The 9,302-nt window shown below is 70.0% G+C and carries 6 protein-coding genes and 1 pseudogene; 3 read left to right on the top strand and 4 right to left on the bottom strand.

Annotation, left to right across the window (positions count from 1 at the left end; genetic code table 11):
* The 3 genes from JX283_RS07115 to JX283_RS08685 form a co-directional block, all read left to right on the top strand.
* Positions 1-1,761, top strand: a 1,761-nt coding sequence (locus JX283_RS07115; protein WP_204829951.1) for a DUF11 domain-containing protein, incomplete at its 5' end; no start/stop codon positions are given.
* Positions 1,762-3,278: 1,517 nt separating this feature from the next.
* Complete coding sequence (gene fba / locus JX283_RS07110; protein ID WP_204829950.1) at positions 3,279-4,151, top strand: class II fructose-1,6-bisphosphate aldolase; 873 nt, start codon at positions 3,279-3,281, stop codon at positions 4,149-4,151.
* Between the two features lie 246 nt (positions 4,152-4,397).
* Positions 4,398-5,600, top strand: a complete 1,203-nt coding sequence (locus JX283_RS08685; protein WP_204829949.1) for a C40 family peptidase — start codon at positions 4,398-4,400, stop codon at positions 5,598-5,600.
* 262 nt (positions 5,601-5,862) lie between these two features.
* Here JX283_RS08685 and JX283_RS07100 read toward each other — a convergent pair whose 3' ends face one another.
* The 4 genes and pseudogenes from JX283_RS07100 to JX283_RS07085 all read right to left on the bottom strand — a co-directional run.
* Complete coding sequence (locus tag JX283_RS07100) at positions 5,863-6,792, bottom strand: Ig-like domain-containing protein (protein WP_204829948.1); 930 nt, start codon at positions 6,790-6,792, stop codon at positions 5,863-5,865.
* 331 nt (positions 6,793-7,123) lie between these two features.
* Positions 7,124-7,579, bottom strand: coding sequence for an Rrf2 family transcriptional regulator (locus tag JX283_RS07095; RefSeq protein ID WP_204829947.1), 456 nt, complete (start codon positions 7,577-7,579; stop codon positions 7,124-7,126).
* Between the two features lie 55 nt (positions 7,580-7,634).
* Positions 7,635-8,042, bottom strand: a pseudogene (sufU, locus tag JX283_RS07090) (Fe-S cluster assembly sulfur transfer protein SufU); the annotation flags it as partial.
* Positions 8,029-9,302, bottom strand: a 1,274-nt coding sequence (locus JX283_RS07085) for an aminotransferase class V-fold PLP-dependent enzyme (protein WP_370583430.1), incomplete at its 5' end; no start/stop codon positions are given. The gene JX283_RS07085 and the pseudogene sufU, both read right to left, overlap by 14 nt.

The raw sequence follows: 9,302 nt of genomic DNA, 5'->3' as shown, positions 1-9,302 counted from the left end.
GGGGTGCCCGTGGGCCCGGTGGTCCCCGGCAGCCCCTTCGACGAGGCCGAGCTCCCCGACGATCCCGACGACCCGGATGCTCCGCCCGTGAGGGAGCCCATCCAACCCGGTGACCGCGTCGTGATCTTCGGCGACGACCCCGACCCGGTGACCCCCGAGGACATCGCCAAGGAGCTCGAGGAGCAGATCCGCAAGAAGCTCGAGGAGGACCCCGAGGCCACCGAGGTCAAGATCCCGGTGACCGTGGAGCGCCCCGGCCCCGACGGCACCCCGGAGCGCGTCGAGGTGGTGGTGACCGTGCCCATCACCCCCGACATGCGTCCCGAGCCCGAGGACCGCGACGACCACGATCTGGTCCCGGTGCCCTCCGACGTCGACCCCCGTCCCGACGGCGACATCGTCAGCACCAAGAAGGCCGTCAACGTGACGCCGGGCCACGACCGGCGCCCCAACAAGTCCGTGGCCCTGGTGGGCGACACCATCCGCTACACCGTGACCGTCTCCAACACCCTTCCCGGCGGCGCCTGGTACAACGTCGTCGTGCGCGACGCGCTGCCGGTGGGCCTCGCCTACGTGCCGGGGTCGGCGCGGGTCACCCTGGCCGACGGCACCGAGCTCACGGAGTTCTCCAGCGACTTCGACCCCGCCACCAGGGTGCTGGGCTTCTGCCTCGGCGACCTCGTGAGCGTCTCGTCCGCGTCGGTGACCTTCGACTGCACCGTCACCCCCGACGCCCTCACCGTGGACGTGGAGGGCAACGTGGCCACCCCCTTCGGAACCGAGCCCTCCGCCACCGTCACCCCCGACCCCGAGAACCCCGACGGCCCGCCCTCCGTGGGGCCCGAGCCCGAGACCCCGGGTCCGTGGAACCCCGAGGACCACGACAAGACCTGGGAGGACGCGGAGAAGGAGACCGAGGAGCAGGTCCGCGACGGGCTGCCCGTGCCCGACGACGAGGAGGTGAAGGTTGCCCCCACGGACCCCTCGTTCATCGACGACGTGGTCCACGAGGTGGTCCCCGGCGACCCCGACCACAGCCGCTTCTCCTGCACCAAGACCGCTGAGAACCTCTCCGGTCGCGAGGCCGGCACCGTCCTGGTGGGCGACACCATCCGCTACACCGTGGCCTTCACCAACGGCGACGAGCCNTGGACCCGCTGGTACGACGTGACCCTCTACGACAAGATGCCCGCCGGCGTCACCCCGGTGTCCGGCANCTTCAGGCTGGTGCCCCCCGACGGCGTNGAGATGTCCTGCCCCGACTCCGTCTACAACCCCGTCTCCGGGGATGTGTCGGTGGCCGTGGGCGCCATCGACGGCGGCCAGACCGTCACCCTCGTCTTCGACGCCCTCGTGGAGGAGGCGGCCGTGGGCACCGACATCGCCAACACCGCCTCGGCCCTGGGCACCGACCCGTCCGGTGCCACCGAGGGCGTGATTCGCGACGGCGGGTCGGCCCCCATCGGCGACCGGCGCGAGGTCGGCGGCCTCCTCGGCATCTACGGCAGCCTCGACGCCTCCACGGCGGCCTCCTCCGAGGTGGCCTACCCGGACGGCGTGCGCCCCGAGGTGTCTCGGCCGGCCCCCGGCGCCACGCTGCCCCAGACCGGGAGCCCCATCAGGGCCACCCTTTCCCAGCGCCTGAGGGCGATCGTTCCGGTGACCGGCGACCAGGCGGCCACCTACGGCTGGGCGCTCCTGGCGGCCCTCGCCTGCGCCGGGGCCGTGACGGTGGTGGAGGGGCGGCGCCGCGGGCGCTGAGACCCCCGTTTCCCCGCGCGTTCCCTGACGGCCCCCGGCGCCCTTCGGCACCGGGGGCCGTCCCCGTTCGCGGCCGTGGTAGAATCAATCACATGGAAACAGATAAGTTTTTGGAGACAATCCGGGAGTCCCTCGCGGCCTCCCGTCCCGGCGGCGCCCCGGCCGGTGCGGGCCCCGACCTTCCGGGCCCCTGCGAGGCCGGCCTTTTCCGGGCGCCCGGCAGGCCGCCCCTCGAGGTGCCCTGGCCCGAGGACCTCGTGGCCCAGGAGACCGGCCCCCGGGAGTCGGAGGCGGCCGCCGCGGCCCGGGCAGACCTCGAACGCCTCCGCGAGGGGTTCTCCCGCCGGGCGGGGCAGGGGGACACGGCCCGCATCGCCCTGCTCGAGGCCCGCTGCCACGAGCTCGAGGCCAAGGTGGCGTCGCTGTCCGAGGCCCTCGCCCGCACCACGGCGGCCGCCACGTCCCAGGCTCGGGAGGCCGTGGCCCGGGCCCTCGACCGGGAACGCCGCGAGGGGGCCCGAAGGGAGCGGGAGGCCCTGGAGAGGGGCCGCGGCCAGGGGCGCTCCCTGGCGTCCGAGCGTCTCGGCGCCGCCGAGGCCGACGCCCGGTCGGCCCGCAGGGAGGCCCGGGCGGCCACGGCCCGCATAGACGACCTCGTCGCCGAGCTCGCCGCCGTGCGCGACGCGGGCCGCCAGCTGGAGCAGGAGCGCGCCTCCCGCGCCCGGGCCGAGCGGGACCNCGCCNGGGAGGTCTCCCGCCTCGAGAACGAGGTGCGGCGCCTGGGGGCGGAGCTCGCCCAGCTCCGGGNCCGGGAGCCCGAGATCGACCTCGGGCCCGTCAGCGGCCCCCTCGACGCCATCCGCACCATCCCGCACTCCCTCGTGGAGGAGGTGAGGCTCTTCTCGGGCCTCCAGGACCGGGTGGAGTTCCTGCCGTCGGCCCTCGAGGCCGCCGCCAACTACCACGGGGGCGACCTCGACCGTTACTGGGAGGCCCTCATCGCCATGCACGACGTCATGTNGTCCCTCAANTTCCAGGAGGCCGACGTCCAGATCAGCCGCGACTTCCGCGACCGCACGGGCTTCCAGTACGCGGCCAACGAGAGCCGCGAGACCCTGGAGATCGAGAGCTGCCGCCGGGCGCGCACCTTNCGCTACCAGGGGCNCGACCGCCTTATGACCAACCACGTCAAGGTGGGCAACTCCGGCAACTACGCCGACGGGGCCCTGCGCATCTACTTCCTGTTCGACGAGGAGCGCCGCAAGCTCGTGGTGGGCCACGTGGGCAGGCACCTGCCCACCAAGAGCTTCATGCGCAGCACGTAGGCACCGTCCGCCAAGGAAGTCGAGGTTGTACCCTCGGGACGGTACAACTTCGTCAAAATCGGCTGATAAACCGTGTGGCCGCGGTGAATGGCCCGATGCCGGCTTGGTCCGGCGCNGTTCAGGACCATAATCAAGGCATATGGGCAGGCGTCACNGGCGCCTNGAAGGGTCACGACCAACGGAGGTTCGACCATGCTCGTCAATTCCAAGCAGATGCTCGACAACGCCGTCGCCGGCCACTACGCCGTCGGCGCCTTCAACACCAACGACCTCGAGTGGTGCCACGCCATCATGCTGGCGGNNGANGAGACCCAGTCGCCCCTCATCATCCAGTGCTCCATGGGCGCCGGCAAGTACCAGACCGGCTACAAGACCGTCTCCGCCCTCGTGCACGCCATGTACGACGCCCTGAACCTCACCGTGCCCGTCTCCCTGCACCTCGACCACGGCTCCTACGACGCCTGCCTCGAGTGCATCGACGCCGGCTTCACCTCCGTCATGTACGACGGCTCCCACGAGGAGAACTTCGACGTCAACATGAAGAACACCGCGGAGCTCGTGCGCATCTGCCACTCCAAGGGCATCTCCATCGAGGCCGAGGTTGGCTCCATCGGCGGCACCGAGGACGGCATCACCGGCACCGGCGAGTGCGCCGACCCGGCCGAGTGCAAGGCCATCGCCGACCTCGGCGTCGACATGCTGGCCGCCGGCATCGGAAACATCCACGGCCTCTACCCCGAGAACTGGACCGGCCTGCAGTTCGACGTCCTGAAGGCCATCAAGGCCGAGGTGGGCGACCTGCCCCTCGTCCTCCACGGTGGCACCGGCATCCCCGCCGACCAGATCGCCAAGGCCATCGACCTCGGCGTGGCCAAGATCAACGTCAACACCGAGCTCCAGGTCGTCTGGGCCGACGCCGTGGCCAAATACGTCCGCGACGGCGGCGTGGAGAAGGAGAAGGGCTTCGACCCCCGCAAGATGCTCAAGCCCGGCACCGCCGCCATCCAGGCCAAGACCGAGGAGAAGATCCGCGAGTTCGNCTCTGCCGNCAAGGGCTGGAACTAGCGCCCCCCTCGGCACCCTGCCGTCTTGTCGGGCCGACCCTCGGGTCGGCCCTTTTTTTGTGGGCTTCCATCAAGGTGAAAAGAGGGGACCTCTGCGTTGCCCGCGGTTNCNGCAAAGCCACTTTTCAATTATGAAGCGTGCCGTNCCCCTGGAGCCCCGTCGCGGCCGGTTGATACAATGGCTCGAACGGGCAACGGCGCGTGCCGCCNTCTCCCGGCAGCCATGCACCCTTCCTAGAGAGGCGTTATGAATCTCAAGACCAAGGTTTGCGGTCTCGTGGGCGCGGCCCTCGTGGCCGGCACCGTGGGNTTCTTCGTGTCGTCCCCGGCCCTGGCCGACACCGCCGGCGACCTCCAGGCCAAGCTCGAGGCCGCCCAGTCCCGTCTCGACTCCCTCTACGACCAGGCAGGCCAGATCTCCGAGCAGCTCAACGGCACCAAGGTGAACCTCGCCAACACCGAGGCCCAGATCGAGGAGTCAAACCAGAAGATTGCCAGCACCGAGGCCGACATCAAGGCCAAGGANGCCGAGCTCGTGGAGCGCCGTGCCAGGCTCGGCGACTCCGTGGCCCAGGACTACAAGACCGGTGGCGTCAACTTCCTGTCGATCGTCCTCAACTCNGGCAGCTTCGACGACTTCGTCTCGCGCGTGTACTACGCCGACAAGATCAGCTCGCAGCAGGCCGGCGACATCNAGGCCACCAAGGACCTCCAGGCCTCCCTCGAGAACCAGAAGGTGAGCCTCGAGGCCNCNAAGACCCAGCTNGAGCAGCAGAAACAGGACCAGACCGACCTCCTCGGCCAGCAGCAGGCCCAGCAGGACCAGCTCTCCGCCTCCGTCTCCGAGGCCGAGAGCTACGTCAACGGCCTCGACGCCGACGTGAAGGCCAAGCTCGCCGAGGAGGAGCAGGCCCGCGCCGCCGAGCAGTCCCAGGCCGCCAGCGAGGGCCAGGCCCAGGTGGCGGCCACCGTCAACGACGCCCTCGACAACGCCGGCACCTCCAACGGCGGCGGCACCTCCAATGGGGGAGGCACCTCCAACAACGGGGGCAACAACGGCGGCTCCAACGGGGGAGGCACCTCCAAGCCCTCGGGCAGCTCCTCGGCCCGCCAGGCCGTACTCGACGCCGCCTACTCCATGATCGGCAGCCGCTACGTCTACGGTGCCTGCGACCCCGCGGGCCGCGCCTTCGACTGCTCCGGTTTCACGATGTACTGCTTCTCCAAGGCGGGCATCAGCCTCGACCACTACTCCGAGAGCCAGGCGGCCCGTACGGCCAAGAAGCCCGTGAGCCAGCTGCTTCCCGGCGACCTCGTGTGGCATCCCGGCCACGTGGGCATCTATGCCGGCAACGGCATGATCATCGATGCCGGCAACGAGCGCGTGGGAGTCTCCCTGCGCCCGCTCTACGGCGGCACGGGCCAGTGGAGGGGTGGCTGGCCCGCGTAAGGGCGTAAGGGGCTTGCAAGTCCCGCAGGAACGACCCATCGGCACCCCGCAGGCCCCGGCCTGCGGGGTGCCTTCCTGTGTGGGGAGGATGACCGACGGGCGATAGGCGGGCCGACCGGGCGACCGGGCGTCTCGGTCCNGCACGGTGCCTTGCGCCCGCCCGGGCCGGGGCCGCCTCGCCTCGTCGCGTGGACCCTGCCACCAAGGAAAGGGGCGCCGCAGCCGCTGCGGCGCCCCTTTCCACACAGGCGGGATCCCTTACTCACGCCCTCGGCCGGTCACCGCCTCTTTCNCNAGAGCANGANCGTCNCCGATNCCCNGCTGCCGCCNCNAGTGCGACGAGCGAGGCTGCCGGGTCGCCGAGGTCGAGGGAGAAGGACCGGCCGTCCGGGGCCGTGGAGAGGCGCCCGGCGAGGTCCACGGTGCGCACCACGCGGGTGACGCGCCCCTTGGCGTCCATCTCCACCTGACGGAGCACGAAGCTGCCCGGCACGTAGGTGTCGCCGCCGGACCCCTCGCTCAGGGAGTCGTCAACCCGCGCCCCCGTGAGGTCGGCGCCCCGGCGGTTGATGCGCATGGTCCAGCTGGCGGTAGGGGAGCCGGTGTCGGGGGATCCCCACTTGGCCAGCACCTCGTCATGGATGTCGCGGTCACCGAACACCTCGACCTCCATGGACGTCACCTTGTCGCCCACCGTAGCCTGGACGGTGTTGCGGCCGTCCATGTTCAGCCGGCTCCGGACGAACGAGGCCGCCAGGTAGATGGACCCTCTGACGTTTCTTCTGCCCTCCACCCAGTCGGTGAGCGTCATCCGCACGGTCCCGCCGCCCTCCGGGTCCGGGTCCACGTGGGCCCGCGCCACCACGGTCGCGCCGTCCTCGCCGTAGAGGTCGAAGTCCCTTGCGGCGCTGTCCTCGGGAAACCGCATCTGGTCGGGGAGGGTCACGTCAAAGTGGTCACCGGCCCGGAGCCCCTGGCCGGCCNCCGAGGCGTNCCAGGTCATGGCGAGGTAGAAACGGGAGGCGTAGTAGACTCGGTCCACGTCGCGGTGGCTCAGGTCCTGTTTGGAGAAGCGCTCCACGGCCACGTCGACCGGCTGCGTGGCCGATGCCTCGCGCGCCGCCGCCACAGTCCCGGCACCGAGGAGGACGATGGCTGCCGCCAGCGCCCCAAAGACCACGTATGCGATCATCGTTCTTCTNATATTNNANATCCTCCATTCCCTCCTGTGCTGAATACGCACAGGTAATCAACCATGTGCTACAATGGAAAATGAGAACAGGCGAAACCATTTTCCAATTTTTAGGTTAAATATATGCAAATATTAACGTGGGGACCGCAGATTCCGCAAGGGTTCCTCGCGGTAAAATCTCAATGTATTTAAACTNATCCAAGCATGGTGGAGAACCGGTGTGTCCCTGCCCACGCCGGCCCATGGGAAAGGGGGGCGCCGCATCCCGTGCGACGCCCCCTTCGGGGTCAGGTGCCTGTCGCGGGGCGGCCGGTGCCGCCCCCGGGGCCGCTCAGCGGCCCTCGCAGCCGCCCTCCAACGCCTCCAGGACGGAGTCGCGGTCGTCGCCGAGGAGGTCGGCGAGGGTCTTGGAGTCCAGGAACGCGGACATCACCTGCCCGAGCTCCTGCCAAAGCGGCAGGGTGGGGCAGAAGCTCGCGCGCTCGCATAGCATGCCGTGGCTGCAGTCAAGGCATGCCACGGGCGCCAGCGGTCCGTTCTCGGCCACACGGAGCACGGAGCCCACGGTGTACCCGGACGGGTCGCGGGAGAGGCGGTAGCCGCCGCCCTTGCCGCGCTGGNTGTCCACGAAGCCCGCCTTGGTCAGCAGCGCCATGACCTGCTCGAGGTACTTTCGGGAGATCTGCTGGCGCTCGGCGATGTCGCCCAGCGACACCCAGCCGGCGTGGCACCCGAGGTCGACCATGACCCGCAGGGCGTAGCGCCCCTTGGTGGAGATGACGGCCATGTCNGGCTTCCTCGGTGGTCGTGGGGCCCTCGGCGGACNCGGACAGCATCTCGTCGAGGGTGCGCCAGGCCAGCTCGGCACACTTCACGCGCGCGGGCATGTGGGAGATGGACTCGAGGCAGGTGGCCTCGTCGAGCTCGTCGAGCTCGTCGGCGGAGAGCTCCTCGCCNCGCACCATGCGGCCGAACAGCGAGNACAGGCGCCGGNNCTCCTCGGNGGNGCTGCCCTGGACCAGGTCGCTCATCATGTCGGCCGAGCCCTGGCTCACGGCGCAGCCGGTGCCGGTCCAGCTGGCCTCGGAGATGGTGCCGTCGTCCCCCACCTTGACGTGGAGCACGAGGTCGTNNCCGCAACTGGGGTTGATGCCCTCGTGGGTGCAGGTGGCGTCCTCGATGGCGTAGTTGTAGTCNGGGTGCGAGACGTGCTCCAGCAGCGCCGGCGTGTACAGGTCAGCGGCTCCCATTGAAGACCNCCCNTACGAACTCGAGCCNGTCNATGAGGGCGTCGATGTCTGACTTGTCGTTGTAAAAGGCCAGAGAGGCCCGGTTGGTGTTCTCCACCCNCAGGCGCAGCAGCAGCGGCTGGGCGCAGTGGTGGCCGGCGCGGATGCACACGTCCTTGCTGTCGAGCAGGCTCGAGACATCGTGGGGGTGGATCCCCTCCACGTTGAACGCCACGACCCCGTGGCGCTCGTGCGGGTCCTCGGGGCCGTAGACGGTCACGTAGTCGAGCTCCGCCAGCCGGGTGGTGAGGTAGCCCACGAGGGCCTCCTCGCGGGCCTGGATNGCCGGGTAACCCACGGCCTCCACGTAGTCCGTGGCGGTGCCGAGGGCCCCGATACCGGCGGCGTCCTGGGTGCCGGCCTCGAACTTCTCGGGGACCGGCGCCCAGACGGCCTCGGTCTCGGTGACGGAGTCGATCATCTCGCCGCCCGTGAGGAACGGCGGCATGGCCTCGAGGAGTCCCATCCTGCCCCACAGCACCCCGATGCCCATGGGCCCGAATACCTTGTGGNCCGAGAANGCGAGCATGTCGCAGCCCAGCTCCTCGACGTCCACCTTCATGTGGGGCACCGACTGGGCGGCGTCCACCACGACCTTCGCCCCCATGGCGTGGGCGCGGTCGCAGATCTTGCGGACGGGGAGCTCCACGCCCAGAACGTTGGACACGTGGGCCACGGAGACGATGCGGGCCCTGGGCCCGACCTTGGCCTCGATCTCCCCGTCGGAGANGTGCCCCTCGGCGTCGGGGTAGAGGTAGACGAGCTCGGCGCCGGTCTCGGCGCACACCTGCTGCCAGGGGATGAGGTTGGAGTGGTGCTCCATGACGGAGATGACCACCTGGTCGCCGGGGCGGAGCAGCAGCCTGCCCAGGCAGCTGGCCGCGATATTGAGCGACTCGCTCGCGTTGCGGGTGAACACCACCTCGCGGGGGTCGGGGGCCCCGATGAGCCGGGCCACCTTGACGCGGGCCTCGTCGATGAGCTGGGTGGCCTGCACCGAGAGCTCGTAGAGGCCGCGGAGCGGGCTGGCGTTCATCTGCCGGTAGAAGTCCGCCTGGGCGTCGATGACGGCGGCGGGGCGCTGGGCCGTGGCCGCGGAGTCGAGGAAGTACAGGCCGGGGTGGCAGGAGAACAGCGGGAAGTCCGCCTTGTAGGGGTTCTTGGAGATGTCGGCGGCCAAGGCGGGGTCGAGGGAGGGGGCCCCGGTGAGGGCCGCGCCGG

It is taken from the genome of Olsenella sp. CU969 (assembly GCF_905219715.1).
Lineage (GTDB): Bacteria > Actinomycetota > Coriobacteriia > Coriobacteriales > Atopobiaceae > Granulimonas > Granulimonas faecalis.
This window is presented reverse-complemented; position numbering and strand designations above follow the sequence as displayed.